Source organism: Aquirufa lenticrescens (assembly GCF_019916085.1).
In the GTDB taxonomy this organism is placed as follows: domain Bacteria; phylum Bacteroidota; class Bacteroidia; order Cytophagales; family Spirosomataceae; genus Aquirufa; species Aquirufa lenticrescens.
Genome location: NZ_CP049834.1, coordinates 602,819 through 628,697, shown reverse-complemented (window position 1 = coordinate 628,697; position 25,879 = coordinate 602,819). Strand labels below are relative to the sequence as shown.

At 41.3% G+C, this 25,879-nt stretch carries 20 protein-coding genes; 14 read left to right on the top strand and 6 right to left on the bottom strand.

Translation table 11 applies throughout. The features are described 5' to 3' along the window. Positions 1–33 precede the first annotated feature (33 nt). Both G9X62_RS02900 and G9X62_RS02895 read left to right on the top strand, forming a co-directional pair. Positions 34–1,080 carry a helix-turn-helix transcriptional regulator gene (locus G9X62_RS02900; RefSeq protein ID WP_223131311.1) on the top strand — a complete coding sequence of 349 codons (1,047 nt, stop codon included), beginning with the start codon at positions 34–36 and terminating at the stop codon, positions 1,078–1,080. A 186-nt stretch (positions 1,081–1,266) separates the two neighbouring features. Then, entirely contained in the window at positions 1,267–2,661 is a 1,395-nt protein-coding gene (locus G9X62_RS02895; RefSeq protein WP_223131310.1) for a Gfo/Idh/MocA family protein, read from the top strand. On the opposite strand, the gene G9X62_RS02890 is transcribed toward G9X62_RS02895, so the two are convergent. Continuing rightward, a complete protein-coding gene (locus G9X62_RS02890) occupies positions 2,658–4,007 on the bottom strand; it encodes a 3-oxoacid CoA-transferase (RefSeq protein ID WP_223131309.1) in 1,350 nt (449 codons plus the stop codon). The two genes, G9X62_RS02895 and G9X62_RS02890, sit on opposite strands and share 4 nt — an antisense overlap. A gap of 51 nt (positions 4,008–4,058) precedes the next feature. Here G9X62_RS02890 and G9X62_RS02885 point away from each other — a divergent pair, with 51 nt between their 5' ends. Beyond that, positions 4,059–5,240 (top strand): helix-turn-helix domain-containing protein, encoded by a 1,182-nt coding sequence (locus G9X62_RS02885; RefSeq protein WP_223131308.1) that lies wholly within the window; start codon positions 4,059–4,061, stop codon positions 5,238–5,240. A gap of 18 nt (positions 5,241–5,258) precedes the next feature. On the opposite strand, the gene G9X62_RS02880 is transcribed toward G9X62_RS02885, so the two are convergent. Continuing rightward, the gene (locus G9X62_RS02880; RefSeq protein ID WP_223131307.1) at positions 5,259–5,750 is read right to left on the bottom strand and encodes an ester cyclase; all 492 of its coding nucleotides are present in this window, start codon (positions 5,748–5,750) and stop codon (positions 5,259–5,261) included. Positions 5,751–5,923: 173 nt separating this feature from the next. On the opposite strand from G9X62_RS02880, the gene G9X62_RS02875 reads away from it, so the two are divergent. Continuing rightward, the gene (locus G9X62_RS02875; protein WP_223131306.1) at positions 5,924–6,832 is read left to right on the top strand and encodes a nuclear transport factor 2-like protein; all 909 of its coding nucleotides are present in this window, start codon (positions 5,924–5,926) and stop codon (positions 6,830–6,832) included. 50 nt (positions 6,833–6,882) lie between these two features. On the opposite strand, the gene G9X62_RS02870 is transcribed toward G9X62_RS02875, so the two are convergent. After that, positions 6,883–7,728 (bottom strand): AraC family transcriptional regulator, encoded by an 846-nt coding sequence (locus G9X62_RS02870; RefSeq protein WP_223131305.1) that lies wholly within the window; start codon positions 7,726–7,728, stop codon positions 6,883–6,885. Positions 7,729–7,844: 116 nt separating this feature from the next. Between G9X62_RS02870 and G9X62_RS02865 the strand changes: the two genes are divergently transcribed. The 3 genes from G9X62_RS02865 (at position 7,845) to G9X62_RS02855 (ending at position 11,623) form a co-directional block, all read left to right on the top strand. Beyond that, positions 7,845–8,795, top strand: coding sequence for a phytanoyl-CoA dioxygenase family protein (locus tag G9X62_RS02865; protein ID WP_223131304.1), 951 nt, complete (start codon positions 7,845–7,847; stop codon positions 8,793–8,795). Positions 8,796–8,857: 62 nt separating this feature from the next. Continuing rightward, positions 8,858–11,236 (top strand): zinc-dependent metalloprotease, encoded by a 2,379-nt coding sequence (locus G9X62_RS02860; protein WP_261345540.1) that lies wholly within the window; start codon positions 8,858–8,860, stop codon positions 11,234–11,236. 90 nt (positions 11,237–11,326) lie between these two features. Continuing rightward, positions 11,327–11,623 (top strand): hypothetical protein, encoded by a 297-nt coding sequence (locus G9X62_RS02855; protein ID WP_223131303.1) that lies wholly within the window; start codon positions 11,327–11,329, stop codon positions 11,621–11,623. Here G9X62_RS02855 and G9X62_RS02850 read toward each other — a convergent pair. Beyond that, positions 11,620–12,483, bottom strand: a complete 864-nt coding sequence (locus G9X62_RS02850) for an EamA family transporter (RefSeq protein WP_223131302.1) — start codon at positions 12,481–12,483, stop codon at positions 11,620–11,622. The genes G9X62_RS02855 and G9X62_RS02850 overlap by 4 nt on opposite strands. After that, the gene (locus G9X62_RS02845) at positions 12,477–13,679 is read right to left on the bottom strand and encodes a hypothetical protein (RefSeq protein ID WP_223131301.1); all 1,203 of its coding nucleotides are present in this window, start codon (positions 13,677–13,679) and stop codon (positions 12,477–12,479) included. Before G9X62_RS02845 ends, G9X62_RS02850 begins: the two co-directional genes overlap by 7 nt. A 217-nt stretch (positions 13,680–13,896) precedes the next feature. Between G9X62_RS02845 and G9X62_RS02840 the strand changes: the two genes are divergently transcribed. The 3 genes from G9X62_RS02840 to G9X62_RS02830 are packed head-to-tail and all read left to right on the top strand — an operon-like array spanning position 13,897 to position 16,625. Further along, positions 13,897–14,394: an ester cyclase gene (locus tag G9X62_RS02840; protein WP_223131300.1), complete on the top strand. Its 498-nt coding sequence runs from the start codon at positions 13,897–13,899 to the stop codon at positions 14,392–14,394. Between the two features lie 2 nt (positions 14,395–14,396). Continuing rightward, entirely contained in the window at positions 14,397–15,710 is a 1,314-nt protein-coding gene (locus G9X62_RS02835; protein WP_223131299.1) for a serine hydrolase domain-containing protein, read from the top strand. A gap of 9 nt (positions 15,711–15,719) precedes the next feature. Continuing rightward, a complete protein-coding gene (locus G9X62_RS02830) occupies positions 15,720–16,625 on the top strand; it encodes an alpha/beta hydrolase (RefSeq protein WP_223131298.1) in 906 nt (301 codons plus the stop codon). 34 nt (positions 16,626–16,659) lie between these two features. Here G9X62_RS02830 and G9X62_RS02825 read toward each other — a convergent pair whose 3' ends face one another. Beyond that, positions 16,660–17,088, bottom strand: a complete 429-nt coding sequence (locus G9X62_RS02825; RefSeq protein ID WP_223131297.1) for an ACT domain-containing protein — start codon at positions 17,086–17,088, stop codon at positions 16,660–16,662. 194 nt (positions 17,089–17,282) lie between these two features. Between G9X62_RS02825 and G9X62_RS02820 the strand changes: the two genes are divergently transcribed. The 4 genes from G9X62_RS02820 (at position 17,283) to G9X62_RS02805 (ending at position 25,848) form a co-directional block, all read left to right on the top strand. Beyond that, a complete protein-coding gene (locus tag G9X62_RS02820) occupies positions 17,283–21,440 on the top strand; it encodes a T9SS type A sorting domain-containing protein (RefSeq protein WP_223131296.1) in 4,158 nt (1,385 codons plus the stop codon). 40 nt (positions 21,441–21,480) lie between these two features. After that, complete coding sequence (locus tag G9X62_RS02815; protein ID WP_223131295.1) at positions 21,481–22,788, top strand: flavin-containing monooxygenase; 1,308 nt, start codon at positions 21,481–21,483, stop codon at positions 22,786–22,788. After that, on the top strand, positions 22,788–23,495 hold the full coding sequence (locus tag G9X62_RS02810; RefSeq protein ID WP_223131294.1) for an alpha/beta hydrolase: 708 nt from the start codon (positions 22,788–22,790) through the stop codon (positions 23,493–23,495). Before G9X62_RS02815 ends, G9X62_RS02810 begins: the two co-directional genes overlap by 1 nt. Positions 23,496–23,670: 175 nt before the next feature. Continuing rightward, positions 23,671–25,848 carry a B12-binding domain-containing radical SAM protein gene (locus G9X62_RS02805; RefSeq protein WP_223131293.1) on the top strand — a complete coding sequence of 726 codons (2,178 nt, stop codon included), beginning with the start codon at positions 23,671–23,673 and terminating at the stop codon, positions 25,846–25,848. Positions 25,849–25,879 lie beyond the last annotated feature (31 nt).

Here is a 25,879-nt window from a genome sequence, read left to right as displayed (position 1 = left end):
TGGCGTACTAGTGAGAATTTACTAGATTCGAACATGAACACGACAGATCGACTCAAAGAGCTGAATAACCTATTTCTGCGAAAGACTTTTCCCTTGCGTGCGGCAACGGTGAGTGATTATTTCACGGAACATTTTGACCAAATCAGCTATAGCGAACGTAGTTTCAGCCGCGACCTGAAAGCATTGAAGGAAAAATTGGCGGAACGCTACCCTAGCCTGGAAGAGACGGAAGGCGATTTAATCCGCTATTCGAAATCGGAGAACTGCTTCTATTATATCCGCGATGATATCAGCGCCTTCCCCTCTTTCTCCGAAAAGGAATTAGACCAAATCGCGTCCATCATCGATTTCAACAAACATTTATTCACAGGGGGCAATGGAAATGGGATTGTGAATAAGTTGCGGGCGATCTCTTTGGAAAACAACCTCACAAAACACGAAGAACTAGCAAACTGGCCAGCTATCGAATTAATCAATGAGGGCGATCGCTCCGGTTCCGAACACGTCAAATTCTTAGTGGATGCCGTAGCAGGAAAGAAGTGCATCGAAATTTCACACAAAGGATTAGCGGCCACATCGAAAGTGAAAACAGTCTATGGACTGCCCTTGCTGATCAAGGAATACAATAATGGCTGGTACACTGGCTGGTATTTGTTATTTCAAGAGGTTACAGAAATACAAACACACATTTCGCTAGATAAACTTCGACTCTTTGCTTTGGATCGAATCGAATCCATTCGACTAAGTCAAACGACTATTAAAACGCGGATTCATCCCGATTTTCAGCCGGCTGATTTTTTCAAAAACAGCTTAGGTTTATTCCGGGGTACTAGTGCTGCTGAGCGCATCCTAATTCGAGTACGGGAAGATTCCTGGATCAAAGAATATATCGCTAAATATCCCGTTCACCCATCGCAAAAAACAATGGATGCCTTTCATTATGAATTATCAGTAGAAATTAACGAGGAACTTGAAAATTTTCTACTACGCTATTCCACTGAATTACAAGTAATTGACCCTCCCTTATTACGCGAGAAGGTTCGTAAAAAATTAGAGACTGCCCTTTCTCATTATCAATAAACTGATAATCTGATAGGCCGGTGTTTGATAACCAAGAAATAAACCTACCTTCGCTTATTACAAAATCAATTAGTGGTTTGGTGTGCATCAAGATGAAAGAACTTTTCTTTCATCTTTTTTTTGATTTAAAAGCTTAGTAGTTTAGGCCAGTCATTGACTTTAGAAATAAACCTATTCTAATTAACTATGAATCAACACCATAATTCGCGCCGCGACTTTCTCAAGAATGCCGGCCTACTAGGAGCTGCTGCAGCTTTCCCCAATATACTTTCGAAATTACCTGGTGAAAAAGTCAATCTAGCTTGTATTGGTATCGGTAACCAAGGCGGCTTAGATGTGATGTCATTGTACAACACGGGCCTTGCTAATATTGTCGCACTTTGCGATGTCGATATGGGCGCTCCGCAGACTTTAAAAGTTTTAGAGAAATTCCCAGATGTTCCTCGCTTCCAAGATTTCCGTCAGATGTTTGATAAAATGGGATCGAAAATAGAAGCTGTTTCTATCGGTGTTCCGGATCATTCCCACTTCCCTATCACGATGATGGCACTAGGTTTAGGCAAACACGTGTTTGTGGAGAAACCCATGGCGCGTACCTTTAATGAAATCGAATTGATGATGGCCGCGGCGCGTAAGCACCCGAAAGTAGTCACACAAATGGGTAACCAAGGCCACTCAGAAGGAAATTATTTCCAATTCAAGGCTTGGAAAGAAGCTGGCATTATTAAAGATGTGACGTCCATGACGGCACACATGAATTCGCCACGTAGATGGCACAGTTGGGATCCGAAGATCACGAAGTTCCCGGCAGCGGAAGCGGTTCCTTCTACTTTAGACTGGGATATTTGGCAAGGTGTGGTTTCGCCACACGACTACCAAAAGGATTTTGTGAACGGACAATGGCGCTGCTGGTTTGACTATGGTTTAGGCGCGCTAGGTGACTGGGGTGCTCATATCATGGATACGGCACACGAGTTTTTAGACTTAGGCTTGCCTACAGAAATCAATATGCTTAGGGCTGATGGACACAACAATTTCTTCTACCCGATGTCTTCAACCATTCAGTTTAAATTCCCTGAGCGCAAGAATATGCCTGCGATGGATATCACGTGGTATGATGGCGTAAACAATATTCCTCCGGTTCCTGCGAATTATGGAACCAATGAATTGGATCCGAACATCCCACCGGCAGGCAATGGTAAAATCCAACCAGCTAAATTGAATCCAGGCAAGATTATCTACAGCAAGGATTTAACGTTCAAAGGTGGATCACACGGAAGCACGCTTTCAATTTTAGGCGATGCGGGTAAGGATTTGAAATTACCAGAAGTTCAAGCTAGTCCTTCAAACCACTACGCAAACTTCTTGAAAGCGTGTATGGGACAAGAAAAAACTCGTTCTCCGTTCGAAATCGCGGGTCCATTGAGCCAAGTGTTCTCTCTAGGTGTTATGGCACAAAAACTGAATACCAAGCTTCAATTCGATCGCAAGACGAAACAAATTACCAACAACTCACTGGCTAATTCTCTTTTAGTAGGAGCGCCGCCAAGAAAAGGTTGGGAGCAATACTATAAAATCTAAAATTCAGGTACCACGTCTGGGATGATTAATCTACCAGCTGTGGCCGCTTTGATTTGTTCAACTGAAACCCCGTGGGCACGCTCTTTTAACAGAAAGCCGCCTTCGGGGTTTATGTCTAATACGGCTAAATCGGAAATGATTCGCGTCACGCAGCGTTCCCCGGTTAAAGGCAAATCACAAGCAGTGACTAATTTCGATTTTCCATCGGAGGTCAAATGTAACATCGCAACAATGACTCTATCTGCGGAAGCGACGAGGTCCATAGCCCCACCCATCCCTTTGACCATTTTACCTGGCACTTTCCAGTTCGCTAAATCCCCGTTTTCAGAAACCTGCATACCTCCTAAAATCGTCACATCAATATGGTCGCCACGGATCATGGCGAAGCTTTCGGCGGAACTAAATATTGAACCACCCTTTAAAATCGTAATCGGACGCTTGCTCGCATTGATTAAATCGGGATCTTCGTGACCAGGTTCAGCTAAAGGTCCTATCCCTAACAGACCATTTTCCGATTGCAAAATCACTTTCATTCCAGCAGGAATATGATTCGAGACCCGCGTGGGAATACCGATGCCTAGATTGACGTAATCTCCATCTTTGATTTCTTTCGCTAAACGGCGCGCAATAACTTCTTTCTGTTCATCTTCTGAATGAGCTAAGGCTGCAAAATGTTCGATGGGTTTGATATAGTTTGATCCTTGGAAAATGCGCTGCACGTAGATGCCTGGGGTATGGATTTCGTCCGGATTTAGTGAACCTACTGGAACTAATTCTTCTACTTCGGCAATCGTAATACGACCAGCTGGAGCCATCACCGGATTGAAGTTGCGAGAGGTCCCTTTATAAATCAAGTTACCCTCGGTGTCTCCTTTCCAGGCTTTGATAAAAGCATAATCAGCAGATATGGCCTTTTCTAGCAGGTACTGCTTCCCATCAAACGCCCGAACCTCCTTCCCTTCTGCCACTTCCGTTCCCACTCCTGCCGGCGTGAAAAAGGCGGGAATCCCTGCACCACCGCAACGGATGCGTTCCGCTAAGGTTCCCTGAGGAACTAATTCCACAGTTAAATGACCTTCTAAAATCAAATCCTCTAAGAGGTAATTCTCGCCCACATAGGAACAGATGAGTTTTTTGATGGCCCGAGACGCCACTAATTTACCTAAGCCAAAACCTTCGATTCCCGCCTCATTCGAGATACACAAGATCTCTTTTATACCGGATGCCAGCAACGCATCGATCGCATTTTCTGGTATCCCTGTTAATCCAAAACCGCCAAAAAACATCGAGGAGCCCGATTTAATATCATTAATGGCATCAAAAGCAGTTGCGTAAACCTTGTTCATCTAGTTAAATTAAACAGATATTCTTATCTTGTAGCTGATTAATATCAGGTTTTGGCAATACTAGCACCACTATTCGGAATATTTACCTCGTTTATTCTCTTGTACTACCTCAGTTCATTGAATAGATCCAACACGTTTTTAGCCTTGTTTTTCTTGTGCTGCAATGCGGTGTTGATGGTGTATTTTGGATTACATTATAGCAAAATCGAATTTTGGGAAGGTATCTGTTTTGTACACTTTTTACCCCTCTCCTTCCTGCTCGGTCCAGCTTTGTTCTTCTATGTAAAGCAAACCGTTTCGGAAGACAAGCGACTTCACCTATATGATTTAGCACATCTGATTCCAGCGGTTTTCACTTTTTTTGCGACCTTACCTTTCACGACTTTATCGTTAGCGACCAAGACGGCGATGGCTCACGAGATTGTGAACATTACGGAAGATTATAATTTGAATTTTCAGTGGGTCACTTTTGAACAGATTTTATATGGCCGTTCTATCCATTTAATTCTCTATTGTGTAGCCTCTGCGATCTACTTTCTTGTGAATAAGCGTCATCTCCTGCTGAAATATGGTGCTTTACCCTCGAATCATCGCTTAATTCAAAAGTGGATCTTCTCTCTAATATTATTACAACTGGTCATTGCAGGCAATAGTCTGGGGCATATGTTAACAGTTTATGCTCATAACTATGCGATTTTTGGCATCCCTTCAAATATCATTTTCAGTGAGGCTCGTTTCTTTGCGATCTGTGGAGGAGGTTTTTTTGTACAAAACTTCATTTTGTTTTTATTCCCCAAAATCCTCTACGGTAACGTTTCCTACGAAGTGGAGCTAAATGCAGGCACAATCTTACAAGAGATCAAATCTAGCTTACCTAAGAAATCGAGTAGCTTTTATGCCTTTGAAAGGGAATTAGAGGGTTATTTAGACTCACACCCCTTTGTGAAAAAAGATTTCTCCTTGTCACAAATGTCCTTTGACCTAAAAATGCCCGAGCGATTCCTGTCGAATTACTTCAATAAGGAGATGGAAAAAACGTTTGGCGAATGGAAGAATGACTTGCGCATTGAATATGCGTGTCAATTAATAGAGGAGGGAAATGCGAAGAAAATAACCATCGAAGCAATTTCAACTGATGCTGGTTTCGTCTCGCGTTCGAAATTCATCGATGCCTTCAAGGCCCGCAAAGGGGTGACCCCTTCTGTGTATATCAAAGAAAAGGCAGAAGCCTAAGCCCCCGCCTTTATCCACTTATTTACTTGCCGGCAATAGACCTAATTGAGTCATCAATACCATGTTGTCCATGAAATCTTGCTCTTCAGCAATTTTTCCGTCCTTCATTTTCACGATGGTACAACCGATAACGTCTACCGATTTTCCTGTTGCAGGAATGCCAAAGAAGTTACCCGTGTGCTTTCCTTTGAACTGCCAGTACTTCACTAATTTGTCGCCATCCGCAAAGATTTCTTTCACGATAAATTGACGCTCCGTGAAACCAGTTACAAAGTTTTCGTAATAGGCTTTGCAATTCGCTTTGCCTTTTACTTCAGGTACAGTATGCAATACCGCATCCTCTACATAAGCTGAGTCCAAGATATTGGTGCGACCTTCATTGATCGCCACTTCCCAAACACGCCCGTAATAAGCTACGTTAGCCTTGCCTACAATGGCATTTTGATCCGCCTCTGACGTGCAAGAGAATAATCCTGCCGCCACACAAAGAGATAGAATAATTTTTTTCATTGTTATTAGTTTTTTAATGTTTGCCAAACCTAGTACATCTCCCCCGCTAATGCTCATTTAGGATGAGCGAATTTGTTCCCTTTTGCGCATTTGGGAACAAATACATTCTCCTTTTCTTTCCACAGACCCTTTTTTCCGCCGTACTTGCTGACCTAATCAAAAAATTAATATCAATGAAAAAATTTGTTCTAGCAGGTGCGATCATCGCATCGACATTCAGTGTCTCGGCACAAACGACAGCAGGTAAAATCTTCTCTGGTCCAGATGCTGGCAAGAGTTTCCAATTTGGTTCTGAGAAAAACAGCCAAATTTTGTTAGACTTCGTCAAAGCTTACAATTCAAAAGATGGAGAAAAAGAACTTTCTTTTTACACCCCAGAAATGGCAAAGAAAAGAGAAGAAATGACGAAAAAATCCATTGCTTACATTAAAACCGTAGAGGATGTGCCTATGGCTATTTTACCGGTTAAGGTACCTGGTTCAAACGAAGAAATCGTGATGTTGCAATCGGTAGAAACACGGGTAGCTAACAATGGTTCTAAGGAAACACTTAACTTGTTTGAGTTATTCAGATTTAACAAAGACGGAAAAATTTCGAGTTTCACACAATATGGTTCAATTCCCAAAACCAATGAATATGGTCAAACTTCAGGCGGAAAATATATTACGGAGGATCCTAAAAATGAAGTAAATGGCAGAGCATTCCAATTCTCAAATCGCGGTGAGATTGAAGCTATGGAGAAATTCAATAAAGCCTATAATGCGATGGATGTAGCTACTGTATTAACTTTCTTTGCTGAAAAGGTAAAAATCACTGACTTTGATGGCAACAAATTAGAGTTAACAAAAAAAGACCTTAGCCAAATGATGGATGGTTATACTTCACTAGACTGGAAATTTACAAGCATTCTTCCTATTAAGATCGCCTATACGGATCCTGTTTCAGGTGTATTTGTAACGTCTACAGAGAAGCGTGTTTCTAAGGATGGTTCTGTTTGGAACAAATCGTTAGTTGAAATTTTCCAATTTGATTTAAACGGAAAAATCTCCGGCATTGATCAGTATTCTCAAGGGAGAAAATAATCCTTGCTGAAAATTTCTAAATAGGCCGAAGGACATTGTTCTTCGGCCTTTTATTTTAACCGCTGTTTCCTAAAACTAGACGGAGACTCCCCAGTCCATTTCTTGAAGATCCGGTTGAAATAGGAAAGACTTTCGAAGCCTGATTCGAAGCAAGTCTCGGTCACATTCTTGTCTTGAATCAAGATTTTCTTCGCGTATTGCACGCGGTATTGATTGACAAAGTCCGTGTAGGTGAATTTCGTTGTTTTCTTAAAATAGCGGCAGAAGGCCGGAAGCGAGAGGTTGACTTCGTCCGCGATTTGCTGGGTGTCAATGGGCTTTTGAAAATTTGCTTCGACGAATTGATGGATGCGATGCATCCGTTCTTGTTGTTTGAGGATGGTTTGGCTGGAGATGGGACGAACATCGAGGTCCACATATTCGTCTGATTCTGCCAAAAACTGGAAAATGCTCATTAGCTCCATAAACTGATGAAAACGATCCAAATGTTGCAATTTTTTCAAACGCACACCGGCAATCCGCTTCGTTTCACCCGTAAAAGCCAGGCCCGTTTTCGCGCGTTCCATCAGATCTACGACCTTTTTTAATTCCGGAATCCGGACCAATCCATTCTCGAAATAGGTCTCCGGAAACTGAATCACGACTGTCTCCACCGTAGCCTTTACGCCATAATCAAAATTCAAGTGGGGAATATAGGATCCAATTAAGGCTAAATCACATCCCTCATAAGTCGAAATATGTTCTCCGATGTGGCGAATTCCTTTATCTGCCTCTACATACACCAATTCGATTTCGGGGTGGAAATGCCAATAGAAAACTTCGTTCAATTTAGGGGTTAAAAGAAACCTAAACGAACTATCACTATCCGGTAGGATTTGCTCTAAATTCAATTTCATTTGCCTAAAATAGTTAAATACGGAAATAACATATCAATACAGTACAAATAATTATCAATAGAGCAGAAAAAAAGGTACTTCATGAACTCTACCTTTGGCATATAAATTTATCCCATATGAAAACTGACATCCCTAACAACGGCCACTACGACATTCCCGGCAATCCCTCCACCGCTAAAAGTAGTGCGGTAAAATTAAACGACCGTTCAAACGGCGAGCCACTTCGCGTATTAAGCGAGGAGGATTGGGCGTTTTGGAAACACAATGGATACGTGATTATTAAGCAGGCGGTATCACGCGAACAAGCTTTAAAGACGGCGGCATTCTTGTACGAGTTTGAAGAGAAAGATCCGAATGATTCATCGACTTGGTATACCGCGCCACGTGCTGAAATGAAGATGAAAGAGCTCGCAAATACGGGAATGGTGGAATGTTACAATAGCCAATTGCAATGGGATAATCGCTCGACCCAGCGTGTATATGATGCTTTTGCGGATATTTGGGGGACAGAGAAATTGTGGGTGACGATTGATCGAGCGAATTTGAATTTCCCCATTCGTCCAGGTCACGAATACAAAGCCTTTATTCACTGGGATTACGATCCGGAGACGAAGCCAGTAAACGTCCAAGGAGTTTTGGCCTTAGCAGATCAGTTAGACGAGAATATGGGTGGATTCCAATGCATTCCGGAACTATTCCGCAATTATGATACTTGGAAATTGACTCAACCGGAGGATCGCAATCGTTTCTTACCTGACACATCCGATTTTACCCCGACCAAAGTGACACTAGAAGCTGGCGATTTATTAATTTTTAATAGTTTACAGCCACACGGAATTCGGGCAAATAATAGTGACCAAGTACGTTGTGCCCAATACATTTCAATGATGCCGGCGGAGGAAGATAATGATTCTTTGCGTGAATGGCGGGTAAACTCGTGGCAAGATCGCATCGCTCCAGAAGGCTATGCCTTCCCAGGGGATCCACGCAAATGGGAACAAACAAAATACGAAACGGCTCAATTGAACGAACTAGGCAGAAAGATTCTAGGATTAGATCGCTGGTAATGATAAAAGCCCGAAATTATTCGGGCTTTTTCTTTTACCAACGTAAATTCCTAAATTGGGTTATGAAAAAAATGCTCCTCCTTTTCGCCCTAATCAGCCTTAGCGCTTCCGCTCAAATCGCTGATAAATTCAAATCGATGAAAGCCCAAACGGGTTATTTCAACTTCTACTACGATGAGTCGAATGACAAGATCTTTTTAGAGGTCAAAAAGCTAAATGAGGAGTTTTTATATACCTATTCCCTAGCGCAAGGCGTAGGAAACAACGACCTAGGTTTAGACCGCGGTCAATTAGGAAATGAGCAAGTTGTATTCTTCGAGAAGCAAGGAAACAAAATCTTCTTAGTGCAACCCAATACCCAATACCGGGCGAATACGAGCAATGCTTTGGAGAAATTATCCGTGCAACAGGCCTTCGCAAAATCAGTCTTATTCGGATTCAAAATTGAAAGCTCTTCTGATGGTGTTTACATTATCGACATCACTGATTTCCTCATGCAGGATGCACACGGGGTTTTAAAGCGCTTAACGCAGGCTAAGCAAGGGTCTTATAGTTTAGACAAAAGTAGAAGTTCATTGGCTTTAGAACACACCAAATCCTTTCCTAAAAATAGCGAATTCGAGGCACGTCTGACTTTTGCAGGCAATGGTACAGGGGCAGAAGTGCGTTCTGTAGTGCCTAATGCAGATTATGTGACAGTGGTGGAACATCATTCGTTCATCGAATTACCGGATAATAAATACGAGCCACGCTTGTTTGATCCACGTTCTGGAGCAAACGCGATCTCTTTCCAAGATTATTCTTCCCCGGTCAATGAGGTGGTATTGAAGCAGTGGATTACACGCCACCGTTTGGAAAAAAAAGACCCTAAAGCGGCAGTCAGCGAGGCAATCAAACCCATCATTTATTACTTAGACAATGGTACCCCAGAACCCGTTCGCACAGCCTTAATGGTAGGTGGTCGCTGGTGGAACCAGGCCTTCGAGGCGATCGGATACAAAGATGCATTTCAGGTTAAATTATTGCCGGAAGACGCTGATCCGATGGATGTGCGCTACCATGTCATCCAATGGGTGCACCGTTCCACACGAGGATGGAGTTACGGCGCTTCGATTACAGACCCAAGAACGGGCGAAATTATGAAGGGCCATGTAAGTTTAGGTAGTTTAAGAATCCGCCAAGATTTCTTGATCGCGCAGGCGTTGATGAATGCTCCTTTTGCAGTTGATGGCTCGGCGAATGGGCCGATGATGGCGATGTCTTTGGCCCGTATCAGACAACTAGCAGCACACGAAATAGGTCATACACTAGGTTTTGCGCATAATTATGCGGCGAGCGCTCGGGAGAATTCGAGCGTGATGGATTATCCTCATCCACAAATTGACTTTAAAGGAGATCAAATGGATTTCAGCCATGCCTATGATACCAAAATCGGGGATTGGGACAAAGTATCGGTTGACTATGCCTATGGAGATCACAAATCGAAAGCTGAATTAAATCAAGTGATTGATAATGCCTATGCCAAAGGGCTTCGCTTCATCACCGACTCCGACGCCCGCAACCCGGGTGGAGCGCATATATATGCCCACCTTTGGGACAATGGAAAAACCATCGTGGACGAACTAGAACACATTTTAGCCGTACGTAAAAAAGCGATCACAAACTTCTCTGTTCACAACATACGCCCGAACGAAACCTATTCTCACCTAGAAGACGTCTTCGTACCCTTGTATTTCTTACATCGTTACCAAACAGAAGCAACCACCAAAATCATCGGTGGATCTGAATACAATTATGCGGTGAGAGGTGGTAAGGAATTAGTCTTAGAACCAGCCTCAGTTGCGTTACAAACACAAGCTTTGAAAGCGGTGACCCAGACCTTGGACGCGCGTAACCTAGCGATTCCTGAAGACAAGTTAGCCTTATTCCCTCCGCGCGCTTTCAACAATGAACGGACACGCGAATCGTTTAAAGGCAAGACAGGAATCACCTTCGATCCGATGGGCGCAGTAGAATCCGCTGCCGATTTCACCTTAGACTTTTTATTGCACCCTGATCGCTTATCTCGTTTAGCGGGCAATAAAGCGGTGAATGCTCAGCAATTAGGGGTTTCAGAGACATTAAGCTCCTTATTAAACGCAACCCTTTACACGGCACATTCGGATCCCTATTTACAAGCGACGCAAGAGACCATCAATTTCAAAGTAGTTTCCTCTTTACTCAACGTATTGAACGCGCCTTCTATTTCTCCTTTAGCGGCATCAGAAGTCAATGCGTCAGTGAAAGGAATTAGAGAGGTGTATAGCAAAAAGACCGGTGCTTTTGCGGCCTATCTTGTACAGACCATTGATCAATTCAAAGCGAATCCCGCGGATTGGAAACCGATGCAGACGCCGGTGATTCCAGATGGTGCTCCTATTGGGATGGATTGTTATGAATAGGCTGTACTCTTTTGAACACATTTGGCCCCATTTGGCCAAAGGATGTATCCTGCGGTTAGCGTAGTTTTATTCCATAGAAATTAAAACGCTATGGAAACAAAACACTATCTCTGCAAAAGTCCTTTTTACGTTTTATTAATGGGAAAAGAAGGCCGCGAAGTTAGCATTCGTAATGGAATGATCGAGGTGTATTCGCTTCGTTTATTCCGATGGAAAAAACTTGTAAATACCTTCCCAGTAAATGACGTGGTTCAAGTGAGGACAATCGAAAATCTGGTACTAGCTGACACCTTCATCGCGTTGACTAAAAATCGTTTTTGTTCGCTCCGTCATTTGCGACCTAAGGAGGCCTTTGGGTTTAAGAGTTATTTGGCGATGATGCTTTAAACCACTATATAAATCGATAAAAGCAACAAAGCAATCCCCAGTAATTGTAAGGCCTTTAATTTTTCGCGGTAAAGGATTTGGCCAAAAATCAAGGTTAGAACGAGTTGAGATTTACTCACAAAGATGATTTGTGTAATTGAAGCTGTTTTATAGGCTATATTCAAAAATACCGAGCCTAAAATGATGCATAAGGCCAAAATGCGGATAGGTGCCTGAGGGATTTGTTGCCATTTTTGCTTTTGGAAAAGGAGGAAAACTCCCACACATAGCGTCACACACAATTCTAACAAAAAGGAAAACGGGATTACGCCAAGCCAAGCTACAGGATACTTAAAAAGGGAATAGGATATGCCCCAGAAGAAGGAAGCCAATATACTCCCTCCTAATGCCTTCAAAAAAGAGCTTATCGAGCTAAAGTGCCAATCACTTTGGAAGAGTAAAAAAACACCTCCCACCACGCAAAGGGTTGCCATTGAATAAGCAAATCCCCAAGTTTCCCCTAAAAATAAGACAGCCGTTAGCAAGCCGAATAAGTTAATCGATGAAACGGGAGATACCAGAGAGACCGCCTCTGTTTTCAAGGAACGGACAAAAAAATACAAACCAAAAAAACTAAAAACGCACAAACCGATACTCATTGCCAGTTCCGCAGCCGTAAATACCGGGCGCTCACCTAACCAAGGGGTGAAAATTCCCCATTGATAATCCATCAAATAACAAAGACCAAAAAACGAGGTGGTATACAAGCCTCTACTAAAAATGACTTGCAAAAAGGGGGCGTCCTGAATTGCTTTTTTCCAATAGGCATTACTAAAGCCATAAAAAGCCGAACTGAAAAGAATATACAAAAACCCTAACATCCTGCCTCTATAATGGCTACTTGCTTATTTACCCATACTTTATCACAACTGTAAATATAGAGCAGGTTGATTTGACTCATAGCGCTGCGCGCCTCCACTTTGTTACCTTTTTGGATAAAATACCGGGCTTTTAACAAATACATTTTATTGAGATTATGTTTCTCTGGAAACGAAAAATTAATCAGTAAATCGTCCACTTCAAACCTCTCAATAAATTCAAAAACACTTAAATCCTGTTGATAAACTTCCAATAGTCGATAGAAAAAGACCAAAAAGGAAAGTTTGGACGAGAAGTCCTGCAATCCTTCAAAAAATTGATGAGCCGTTTCTGATGTAGATTCCAAGATATAATCCCAGGCAGCAATTCGACCTTTTAAATTAGGATGCATTCCATTTTGAAAAGCCTTTTTACTCAGTACTAAATGGCGTTTAGCTCCCGATATATCCTGTAATTCGAAAGCTCGTTGGCACAACATCAGATTCCTAAATACAGGCATATCTTCCACTAGATCTTCTGAAGTCGCTAAGAGCCATTTGCCATAGTAACCCTGTAAGCAATCCTCTTCAACAAATAGCTGCAATAGGATTCGCTGCGCAAGTTCATTGGTTTTCAATAATTGAGCAATATAGTCGATGACCGCTTTATTGTTTTGACAACTTTGTACGTAGATGGATTGGAAGGACACGTAGAGCCGCCAAGTCACATCCTCGCTATTCGTATCAAACGGGAGTTCGAATATTTGAGTTAATAGATCGAAATTTTTGACTTCTAAACAAAGGTCAATGATCGATTTAAACTGGTAAACCTCATCCCAAGTCTTCATTTGAAATTGCTGAACAATTCCCAAGATAATTTGATCATCTTTTCGATTTCCCAATCGATTCAAAATGAGCATTTCGTTGAAAAAATCTTTTTCGAATTGACTTACGGCTTGTTGAAAGGCGGTAAAATCCGTATAGCCCATTCCTTTACAAAGGCTATCTAGTGTAAATCGAGAGGCATTCGTGGGTCCCTTAATAATGCCAAAAAGTCTCCTCAACGTATTATACGAAATGGAAATTTTAGCTTTTCGCACTAGTTCCTCACTTAGTTTTTGGCAGGAATAGGCATCCACTACCTGTATACCATAGACTTCTTGGATGATTTTAATGAGCCACTTTTTTTCGTGTACGCTAATGGGTATAGATGCAGGCATATTTTAGAACAGATACCACGAAATATACGATTAAATTCATTCAGGCCAAATTTGGAATTTCAGCGAACGCTAAAATGAATCTATTTGGACTCATTTGGACAATTGACAGCTGACGCACTTGTTCCCATTTGCGCAAAAGGGAACAAAGTAAATCAGGGTATTACAGCAATAGCAATTCTAAACGGGTATTTTTGGTTTTAACCAAAACTCCCCCAAAATGAAAAAATTACTCTTACTTTTCGTCACCTGCCTTGCAATGACAGCTAATGCCCAAAACAAAAAAGAATGCGAAGACCTAGTTAACGCAGAAAAACACGTGGCAAACAACATTAAAATGTATACAGCGACCTGGGATAAAATCTTTAATCAACGCGATATCGACCAAGTAAATGATCAAAATTTCTCTACGGATGTTGTTTTATTAGGTCAAAAAGAAAATATCAGATCAAAAGGTATTGAGGGTTTTAAAAAATCTTTCAATTACTATCTAACCACTTTTTCTAATATCAAATTTACCTTCATCGATGTTTGGGGACACGGGGATAAACTCGTGAAACACTGGAATTTTAAAGGCACACATACGGCAACTGGAAAGCCGATGGACTTATCAGGTGTTACCTTAGTCAAAATGAAAGATGGCAAAATCATTGAAGAACAAGATTTCGATGACAACTTATCTTATAATCAACAATTAGGCCATTTCTTAGTCAAATAACCATGAAAAAACTGATTCTATTATTATTCATCGCGCTAAATGCCTTCGCACAAAACTTACCCACTGGCGATCCGATTCAAGCCGGATTATCGAAAGAAGGATTACAACGTATAGAGACTTTTTTAGCATCCCAAAGCGAAAAACAAATCATCCCCGGGTCCATCGGCATGGTGGTTCGCTATGGGAAAGTGGTGTATAAAAAAGCCTTTGGCAAAGCAAACCTAGAAACAGGCGAGGCAATGCGCACGGATCATTTGTTCAGAATGGCCAGCATGACTAAAATCATCACCGGAGTAGCTGGCTTGAAATTATTCGAGCGCGGGCTGTTTACGATGGATACGCCTTTGGAAACCATCCTTCCTGAATTCGCCAACATGCAGATTTTAGTGGGATACGACACCTTGGCACACAAATTCATCACGCGTCCTGCGAAAAACAAGATCCTGATGAAGCACCTGTTCACGCATACTTCTGGGATTGCTTATCCTCCCTTCTCAAATTTAGGACGCGAAGGATATTTAAGCGCGAATGTGACCATTGCCTTCCCTAAAGCAAATACGAAATTAACCTTAGCAGATATCGCTCAAACTACCGCCAAATTACCTTTAGTGCACGAACCCGGGGAAAGCTGGAACTATGGAATGAACCTTGAGGTACTCGGTCGCGTCATCGAGGTGCTGGATGGCCGTACTTTTTCAGACTTTTTACGTCAAGAGATTTTCGTCCCTTTAAAAATGAACCGTACGTATGTGGGTGTACCTCCAGCTGAATGGAAAAATATGGCCCAGGTATACACACAAGATAAAACTGGCAAAAAGAGTGTATACACTGACGAGGTAGGCAAGAAGCTCTTGGGTTTTTCGACCGAAATGACGATGGACTACTACAGAAACACCAATACTCCTTTAGCCATGGGCGGAACTGACATCATTAGCAATGTGGATGATTATGCCCGTTTCTTCCAAATGTTATTGAATTATGGACAATTAGACGGCACACAGCTTTTGAGCAAGAAGACAGTCGAAATGATCGAAAAGCCACTATTCGATGTAGCTACTAAAGACGGTGTCGCCATGAGTGTAACCGGGCGCTCTCAATTTAAAGCAGGTGTAACGGTTTACGTCTATCCAGAAGAGCAAGCGAAATTTGAAACCATTTCAGCGGGTTCGTATTTTTGGAAAGGCTATTTTGGGACCCAATATTGGATCGATAGAAAGGAAGATATGTTTGCCTTACTATTCTTCCAGCTCGCTCCGGAGCCTACTGATTTTAATGAAAAATTCAGACACCTTGTATGGGGAAGTATTGCTAAATAAAACAAAATCATGAAAAATCTAGTCACTCTTTTATTCGCTCTCGTTGCTCTACAGGCAACTGCCCAAACAGCACAACCCGCAACGCTTCACGGTGCTGTGGCCTATGATATTCCTTCGAAAATCATCAAAAGTAACATTCGGGTTTCCGTTTCTGTTCCGATGGGATATGACCCGAAAGCAGACACAAAATACCCAGTGCTGTATGTTTTAGATGGCTTTTATTCTTTCCCCTTGATGCACGAAATGCACAAGATGATGGCTGGAGAAATCGAACCAGCCATTATCGTAGGGATTGGTGACGATCGCATAAGTCTGCCCGAATGGATTATTCAACGCTACCCGATCTTGAGTTTTGACAATGTGGCCTATGAAGATTCTTTCCAAGTGGCCATGGCATTACGTGGCGCTCCGGTGAAATTACATTCTGGAGATGGCGCTTTGTACTACGATGCGATTAAAAAAGAGGTCATCCCTTTCATCGAGGCGAATTACAAAACTTCTACTGACCGCGGTTTAACGGGGCACTCGTTAAGTTCCTTGTTTGCTAGCCATGTCTTATTTAAAGATCCAGGTTATTTCTCCAAAATAGGTATTAACAGCGCTCCTCTATTCGTCAATGACGATGAAACGATGCGTTTAGAGAAAGAATTTTATGCTTCGAAAAAAACGTTACAAGGGAAGGTATTCATCTCCGCATCGTCTTTGGAAGGCAAAAACCTTTTCGAGAAAAGAGCTTTGAATTTAGCTAATGCCCTGAAAAGCAGAAACTACCCAGGGCTAACGGTGAAACACCAAGTATTCCAAGATGAAAGTCATGTATCAGAAATAGGTGCCCTAACCGGCAAAATTCTCTATTTCTTTTATGGTCTCCCCGTCGATCGAACACTAGGAAAAGGCCACAAGGCAGACAAATAAATTAAAAGGCTCACCAGCAACAGGTGAGCCTTTTTTATTTAATCGTATTTTCTATCGCCAGCACTTTTTTTGCTTGTTCATAGTATTTACTTTCGACCAGGATATAATCTGTATCGAATGTACTCACACAGAATAAGGGGATTTTATTATCTGCCAAAGTCTTCGACAAAGCCGCTAATATACCGGTTATCGAAAAGTCCAATGGACCCTCGATCTTAAAGCCCTTCCAATTCTCTGCCTTCTTAATTCCAGCAGGAGCAAAACGTTGATCTACCACGATGGATAATTCATCACTTGTTTTCGAGATGGAATAGAACGAACCTTGATAAGCCCAGTCGGGCACTTTCGAGTCAGGAGTTAAACGGCAAACCGCATAGGTATCCGGCATTAGGGAGAGGGTGAGGTTAGGCTTTTGGGCATTAGCGAAAAAGCAAACAAACAGAAGGAGAAGTGTTATTTTCATAGGCCAAAGAACAGCAATTAGATCCAGAATATCTTTCGAAGTCCCGCGAACTTGTTCCCTTTGCGGAAATGGGAACAAGTAAATTGACCAAATTTTATTGTACTCATTTGGACATATCCATTTTTGTCTTTTAACCAGCTCTTTTTTATCTTTATTTTGGAATTATTTGAATTAAATCAAACATAGATTACTATATGGCTAACGTATTGAAGAAAACGAAATTTGTAAGAATTGGTATCACGGTCTGTCTACTATTGTTTATATGCGCTTCATTACTTGCTCAAAATTCAATCACGGTTAAGATCACTGGCTTAAAAGTAGGTGACACGTGTACGGTTCAAATTCAAAAAAGTGCAGAACTATTCTTCTTCAAAAAAATAGGAGGTATCTCATCAGGTACACCAGAACATACGTTTTCAAACTTAAGCAATGGCAAATGGGCTCTGAAACTTGATGCAACTGGGTATTATTTTCCATCGACAGAGGTATTTGAATTAAATGGGTCACCTAAACTGCTCGAAATAAAGCTAAACCCCATTACCCTTGCTAACAAAACGAATTACGTTTATAAGTGGCAAGATGATTCTAGTTATGTGGGGCATGCTCAGCAAAGCTATATTAATGAGCCTAATGATATTCAGATTTTAGACCAAACAATCAAGATTCCAGAAGATTTTAATTCCATTAATCTTCTGAACAAACATGGTATTGCTTTATCGGACAAAGTAAGTCCTTGGACCCCTGAAGACGCCTTTCGATTATTTCAAACTGTCAAAAGAATTCCTTCACTTATCATTAATGACGATGCCTTAGCTACGTTTAAATCAGAGGTTAAATCTGTTTGGTATATTACAGATCAGGAAGTAATCGATGACATCCAAATTGTAGAACGCAACAATATCAAATTTGTCACTATATCTAGAAAAGCATTCACATACGCTTCCCCTTTAGTGGTAACCTTAGATGGAGTAAAAGGGCGTTTTTATTCCAAACGACTTTATGGGGCTTTGGTCAATTTTGCGACTAATTATGGCTACGATAGAAATGCCGTAGATCAATTAGCGAACTCCCGTTTCGGCATTCGATTTTTAATTCCCAATGCGGAATTAAAGCAAATTATGGGCGAAGACTTCTCTAATTTCCAAGAGTTCTCGGCTTCAGAAAAAATCTCGATATTATCCATGTTTGAGGAACTACCGGATGGAATGCATGTTCAAAGTAACTTAAAATACTTAGCTAGAAGAATTGCAGGACAAGATAACCCTACCTATCCATCAGCAGCGGCCATCGCTTGGGTAGGTAGGAAAACCATCGAGTTTATGCAAAAAGCATTTGGAGGCACCCAATATTCCGATGTACAACGGTTAATTCTACATGAAAAAGCCCATTTTATGTGGGAAGGATTATTTGATCAGAAATTAAGAGATGATTGGGCTACGACAGGGGGATGGTTCCTCGACCCCACAGGAGCAACGGGGTGGAGCACAAGTAACACCACTGAATTTGTATCCGCCTATGCACATGCAAAAAATCCGAATGAAGACATGGCGGAATCTATTGCTGCCTATGTAGTCAATCCTGAAATTCTTCGCTCTAGATCGATGAAAAAATTTGAATTCATTCGAGACCGCGTCATGCAAGGAACCCGCTATGTAACGATCATTCGAAAGGATTTAACCTTCCAAGTTTACAATCTATTCCCTGACTATAATTACCCCGGAAAAATTAAAAAAGTCGATGTAGAAGTCAATGGTTTACCTGAGGAAGACAAAGAATTAGTTATCCGAATTGAGTTAAATAAAATAGACGAAAAACAAGATGGTGCCAAGTACGCATTTACTAGAATTAGTAGTTCTATAGGAACTTCTTATGACATGTATTTAAATCCAATCGATAATGGAAAAGGGTTTGTTCTAGAAGGAAAAATTAGTATTTCTAAATTTTCAAAAGCTGGATATTGGAGCGTGAATCAAATAGTTCTTACAGATCAAGTGGGTAATCAACGCTATGAAAACAATAGCACCTTTGGCCTAAAAATATTCATAAATAATCCTAGAGAAGACATTATTAACCCTGCTTATATTGACAAAACAATCAAACTAAGTATGAGTACGGGTAAGTACAAATACTTTTCAACCGAAGAACAACCGGACGGCGACACGTATCAAAGTATTCAAGCAAACTTTGATTTATTGGAGACAAACAAAATGGTTTATACTGGTTTGAATTTTGCGATTCCTAAAAATGATGAAAAGGGCGTTCGTCAAGATTTTCAATTCGGCGTTTTAGGGGATAATCCCATCTATATACAGAAAGACAATCAAAATAAAAATATCAACCGTGTAAAATATCAACATCCAATACCTGAATATTATCCTACAGGATACTACGTTACGACGAGTATGTTTTTAATTGATGAAGCAAGAAATGAAGGCAGAGCTTATTTTATGCGGGACACAACAGCTTTTCGTGTGGAGAAAAACACTACAAAACACCTAAGGGACAGTGTTTATGTCAAAACAAAATACCCGGATTTCATCCCTCCTATTCTCGATGTTAATCAAATTTCAATTAAGGCAACACCTAGTAATCCTGTAGCGCCTGATGGAGAAACACTTTTTGAAATGGAGTTTTTTTCAAGAGATAGTTCAGCATTTTTGGGCAATGAGGCTGGATTACAAAACGGTGGTTACACTTTAAGAGACCCGCAAGGAAAAGTCTTTAATTATGGAATGCAGGGCGATTTCACGAAATCATTTGGTCAGGATTTCTTCTTTTCGCTAAAGGATATTGTCGGGCCTCCGGGCAATTGGAGGAAATACAAAGTATCCACTTTACTTCCTAAAGGTTCTGCTCCTGGATTATGGGGGGTTGAAGGAATAACGCTTATTGACCGAGCTGGAAATAAAAAATATTATAATTTCACCGAGATTGTTCGGTTCGATCTTGAAAAAGCAGATACGACTAAATTGGTACAGCCTAAGGTAGAAATTCTAGGCAAAAAAGTGAATGCCAAAAATGCAGAGGCTTTGAGCCTGTCCATTAGCTGCAAAGACTGTAAAAACAAAAATTACCGCGCGCGTTTTTACAGCAGCATGGGTGGTAATTCTGTTGTGAGTGAAGGAAAGATGAGCAAGGACTCGATTGTGGTTGAAAACATCAAATTAACCGGTGTGAATGATGGTATTTTATATGCTACAGTCTTTATGTTGGATTCCTCAAAAACACTACTTGGAATAGGTAAATCCATCTATGCTAAGGATGTTCTTGCACCTAAATCGGCGATCCTAAAAACGAATTTGGCAAACTTTGGAAAGAGCAATATCGATTCATTAATCTACCAAATTAAAGCCTCTGAACAAAAGGGATCTTATATTTTAAAGATTAAACAAGCCTCCATAACACCTGCAAAACAAAATACCCAATTGCCTGTATTATTCAAAACGGAGTTTGTAGAAAAAACAATCTCTGGTACCTTCTCAAATGCTACTATTAGCCTGAAAGATTCTTTATTAAAAGGATTTGAAGATGGGCTTATCGAAATTACGTGCATCGTAAAAGACTCAGTAGATAATGAAAGTGAACCTGTGATCTCCAAAATTTACAAGGATACCAGAGAACCTGTATTAAATATCTCGAAGACTAGCTCTGCAAATGGCAAATTAGTTTTAACTATTCGTTCAAATGAATATATCAGCAATAGTTTATCAAACGCTGACATGTCCATAAAGAATGGGTCTATTACAGAGATTAAAAAACTAGATAATCGCAATTTTGAAATTTCAATCAATAGGACATGTTCGGATAGCTTAACTCTAAGTGTATTAGCCGGTAAATTATTAGATACGGTGGGTAATAAAAACCAGGCAACAGCGACCAGTTTATTGGATATTCAAAAACCTAGTTTACCTACCATTAGCGTTGCGAATATTCAAAACTTGAGTACAGCTGCTGTGGGAACCTATCAATGGTATATTGACAATAAGGCAATTACAGGAGCAACACAAAATAATTATGTGGCTACCGCTTCTGGTGCATATACATTAGTGGTCACAAATGCGCAAGGGTGTGCCAGTTCTCCATCCGCAGCAATAACAATTGCTATAACAGGAATTTTAGAAGCACCGATTATCTCCATTTACCCAAATCCGATTAGGGATAGGATCACGATAGCTACTGAGAGTAAAGGGGATATTGAAATCATTAATGCAATAGGCATATCCGTAAAAAGGTTCAGTTCGGTTAATTCTGGAGACATTTTAGATATTTCTTCACTGACGAGTGGAAAATACATACTGAGGTTTACGGATAGCAAAACAAGAATAAGTACGTTTAGCTTAATCAAGGATTAAATAGTCTTTTTACTATATTTGAAAAAAGACTCTCTAAACCATGCAAAAAGTGTGCGTAATCGGTGCCGGACCTTCCGGAATCACCGCCTTAAAAAACCTAGTAGATCAAGGCCTCGAGGCAGTTTGTTATGATTTCAATTCCCAAGTAGGCGGTAATTGGGTCTATAATGAGAAAACGGGGCACTCCAGTGTTTTTGAGACGACGCACATTATTAGTTCCAAAACCTTATCGCAGTACGAGGACTTTACGTTTGATGACTTCGAAAAAGGGATGCCTGACTATCCTTCTCACGATCAATTGAGACGTTACTTCCAAGGCTATGCTGCTCATTTCAATCTATATCCACACATTGAATTCAATACCTTAGTGAAATCATGTGAACTGGATGATGCTAAGAACTGGGTGGTAAAAACAGAGAAAGACGGCGTCGAAAAAACAGAAATATTTACCCATTTAGTCGTTTGCAACGGGCACCATTGGCTACCTAGAATGCCCCACTATCCAGGAGAATTTACTGGAAAATTAATGCATTCGCACGAATTCAAAAAAGCTGAACCATTTCGCGATCAACGCATCTTAGTGATAGGCGGAGGAAATTCAGCCTGCGACGTAGCAGTGGAGACAAGTCGTGTGAGCACAAAAACGAGTATTAGCTGGAGAAGAGGGTATCGGATAGTACCTAAGTTTTTATTTGGAAAACCGAGTGATGTGGTTGCCTCTCGTTTAGCTTGGCTACCTACCAAATTGAAATTTTTCTTGTCGGAATTATCTGTCAAAATATTCTCTGGGTCCAATGAAATCTACGGACTTCAAGAACCCAAACATGCCATCACTGCAACCCATCCAACTATCAACGAAGAGCTTTTATACAAAGTAAGGCATGGAAAAGTATTTCCTAAAGTCGATATCAGTCATTTCGACGGAAAATATGTACACTTTAAAGATGGGTCGGTGGAAGAATTTGATACGATTATCGCTTGCACAGGCTATATTCTCGAACATCCATTCTTTCGAAAAGACTTCCTGAATTACAGCGAAGGAGATGTGCCTTTGTATTTGAAAATGCTGCACGAAAAGTATGAAAACTTATTTTTCGTGGGTATGTTTCAGCCACTAGGATGTATTTGGCCAGGGTCAGAATTACAGAGTAAAATAGCAGCGAGAGCCATTAAGGGACTTTGGAAAAGACCTGAAAACATCGCTGAATTATGCCAAAGAGAGGTCACCCATCCCCACCTCAACCAAATCAAAACTCCACGACATACGATCACAGTGGATTTCCATTTGTTCGTAAAACAACTCAAGAAGCATCTTCCTAACAACTATGTGAGCAAATCAGCTATTTGATGAAAGAAACGATCGTCTTTGTTCACGGAGTTTGCCACGGAGCCTGGTGTTGGGAAGAAAAATTCATCCCCTTTTTCCAGAACCTAGGTTACGAATGCATCGCATTGAATCTCCCCGGCCATGAAACGCCAGGAAGTACACAACGCATTTCGTATTCCTTAAACGACTATGTTCAGGCGCTGCATCAGGCCGTAGCAAAATTAGATCAACCTCCCATCATCGTCGGCCACTCAATGGGCGGCATGATTCTGCAACGTTTTCTAAAAACGGGGACCTGTAAAAAGGCCATTTTACTCTCGGCAGTTCCTCCTTCTGGCGCTTTGATGGCTAGCACAAGAGTCATAGGAAATAACCTTGGGACACTCCCCTATTTGTTTACCAGAAATCTTTTGGGTGTATTCCGAAAGTACCCTCTTCTGATGTTTAATAAGGCCAAAATCGCGGAGAAATATGCCTCTAAAATGTGCGCCGAATCCTTTCAAGCCTTTGTTACTTTAGTTCTACCGATTTTTCATAAAATCTCTACACCCCTACTCGTAGTGGGTGGATCGAAAGATCAATTGATTACCGTAAACGAGTTTGCTCAAACCGCTAAACGATATGGCGCTAAACTAGAGATTATTGAAGGCGGGTCGCATGATTTGATGCTCGATGATGACTACTTACAGACCACAGAAGCGATAAAAAACTGGTTGGAAGAAAAATAATCAACAATTTTCCCGACCTTGCTACTCTAAACCCCGATAACATGGCCAAAGGCATGAATTCCCAAAAGGCGGCAAAGAAAGAACCCGCTAAAACTCCGAAGGAGAAAAAAGAAGAAAAGAGAGAAAAAAAGAAAGCAGGCTATCAATAGATGGCCTGTTTTTTTTGGTACTTTTGATGCGCATGAGCACAAAAGACCCCAAGGTATTTTTCATTACCCCTCCTTTTACCCAGTTAAATACGCCCTACCCAGCGACGGCTTATTTGAAAGGGTTTTTGAATACCAAAGGTATTGCCGCTTATCAGGCTGACTTAGGGCTGGAAGTCATTCTTCAGCTTTTTTCCGCCAATGGGCTTAAGAATTTATTTGCGCACATTGAAAATTCAGGCAAAAAATTGAATGAAAATGGTCAGCGTATGCTTCGATTGAAACAGTCCTACATTCGCACCATTGACCCGGTTATTTCTTTTTTACACGATAAAAACCCCACCCTTGCGCACGTCATAGCAGAGCAAAATTATTTGCCAGAAGCGTCTCGTTTTCAGCAAGTAAGTGATTTAGAATGGGCCTTTGGGAGTATGGGTGTGCGGGATAAAGCGAGGCATTTAGCGACGCTTTATTTAGAAGATATTTCTGATTTAATTATTGATGCGGTGGATCCGCATTTTGGGTTTAGTCGTTATGCGGAGAGGTTAGGCAGATCAGCTTCGAGTTTTCAAGAGTTAAACCAAGCGTTGAACGCCCCGCTGACCTATATTGATGAGTTGTTAGTGAAAATGTTGGAGGCCAAAATCCAGCAAGAAAAACCCGATCTAGTCGCCATCACCGCGCCATTCCCAGGTAATTTATATAGCGCTTTGCGCTGTGGACAGTGGATTAAAAAACACCATCCAGAAATCAAAGTCGCCTTTGGCGGCGGGTATGCGAATACGGAATTACGTTCCTTACAAGAGCCGCGCGTGTTTGAATTCGTGGACTTTATCACGCTAGATGATGGGGAAACACCTTTGATGAATCTTTTGGAATATTTAAAAGGTACACGTGATTTAAAAGAGCTGAAACGCACTTTTTGTTGTATTGATGGAACTGTCACCTACCTGAATGGGTCTAAGGATTCGGACGTCAAGCAGAAAGATGTGGGTATTCCAGATTACACCGATTTACCTCTGGACAAATACCTATCCGTCATCGAGATCGCGAATCCGATGCACCGCTTATGGAGCGATGGCAGATGGAATAAATTGACCCTGGCACACGGATGTTATTGGGGCAAATGTACGTTCTGCGACATCTCTTTGTCGTACATTAAAGATTACGAGGCCACCACGGCACCAATGTTAGTCGACCGCATCGAGGCGATGATTCAGCAAACGGGAAACAATGGTTTTCATTTTGTGGATGAAGCCGCTCCGCCAGCTTTAATGCGCGATGTAGCATTAGAAATTATCCGAAGAGACCTAACAGTTGTTTGGTGGACGAATATTCGTTTTGAGAAGAGTTTTACCAAAGATTTATGCCAATTACTCGTTCGATCGGGATGTATCGCCGTTTCTGGTGGTTTAGAAGTGGCCTCTGATCGTTTGTTGGATTTAATTGATAAAGGTGTTTCTGTCGCGCAGGTGGCCCAAGTAGCGGATAATTTTACACAAGCCGGCATTTTAGTACACGCCTATTTGATGTATGGATTCCCCACCCAAACCGCGCAAGAGACAGTGGATTCCCTGGAAGTGGTACGACAGCTGGTGGAAAATGGGGTGATGCATTCGGGATTTTGGCATCAATTTGCGTTAACCGCGCATAGTCCTGTTGGCCTTAATCCAGATGCTTACCAAATTCAAATCCTGAATCCTGAACCAGGTACCTTCGCTAATAACGATTTAGAGCATGCCGATCCTATTGGTACAGATCACGCCCAATTTAGCGAAGGCCTAAAGAAATCCTTGTTCAATTATATGCATGGAATCGGCTTAGACATGCCGTTGCAAGAATGGTTTGAATTCAAAATTCCCCGAACACAAATACCCAAAAACTACATTAAAAGGATTTTAGCTCCTTCGGCTGAAAAAATGCCTAAGCCCAATGCTAAAATTGTTTGGCTGGGACCTGAATCTACAAGGACTAAAAAATACCTTTTGTTCAGCTTAGGGAAAGAAGAGGTGGAATTAGAGGTCTCAGGAAAACTTGGTGGCTGGCTTATGGAAACATTGCCAAAATTCACTTTAGGCTCAGAAAAAACAGGAACCTTTGCTGAATTCGAAGCGTCATTTTCAAAGGCAGCTTTAGGTGATTTCGAAAACTTCTGGGATAGTGAAACAGTAAAGGAGTTAAGAGAGATGGGGCTGTTGGTAATATAGCACTAGGCTAAAAACAAAAAAGCCTCAAATT